1 protein-coding gene is annotated in these 574 nt (G+C 41.6%); it reads right to left on the reverse strand.

Features of this window, described 5'->3' with window-relative positions; translation table 11 throughout:
• Nucleotides 1-211: 211 nt before the first annotated feature.
• Nucleotides 212-574: helix-turn-helix domain containing protein (locus FC83_RS08250; RefSeq protein ID WP_236700823.1), on the reverse strand; the 363-nt coding region annotated here is incomplete at its 5' end.

Here is a 574-nt window from a genome sequence, read left to right on the forward strand (position 1 = left end):
TCATTGAATTCTGCAGGAGCTGGATTTGTGGCACGACCGCCACTACACCAGTAAAAATAGGCACGTCTGCTGACACCGGCTGCTTGAATGATTCGATTAAGTGAAATTTGTTGAGCGTCCTCAATTTTTTCAAACGCAATACTTGAATCTGTCGCCAATTCGTCACTGAGTTCTTGGATTGCCTGATAAATATCTTCCTGTCTGGCTTTTGCTAATGGCGATCTCTCCTTTCGATTTCTCGAACTTTTTTTGCCAAAGCTTCCCGGATCTCATTATCTTCAAGCCTTGCTTTAAGCAGTCTGTTTTCGATTTTGAGACGTTGAACTTCTGTTAATTCTTCTTCAGGAACCTTGCGGCCCCGTCTGTCTTTTAGACTGTCAGGACCACTTTCTCGATACTTTTTCAGCCAACTATATACTTGTTGGTAGGAGGCCTTAAATTCACGGACTGCACCTAGATAGTCTGAATTGTGTTTCAATAACCATTCAACGATGTTAATCTTTTCCTCATACTTAAAAGATTTTGCTTTTTGAGATTTCTTTCCAGTCATTTGGGCACCTCTCTGACCTGTTGC

The organism is Agrilactobacillus composti DSM 18527 = JCM 14202 (genome assembly GCF_001436375.1).
GTDB lineage: Bacteria > Bacillota > Bacilli > Lactobacillales > Lactobacillaceae > Agrilactobacillus > Agrilactobacillus composti.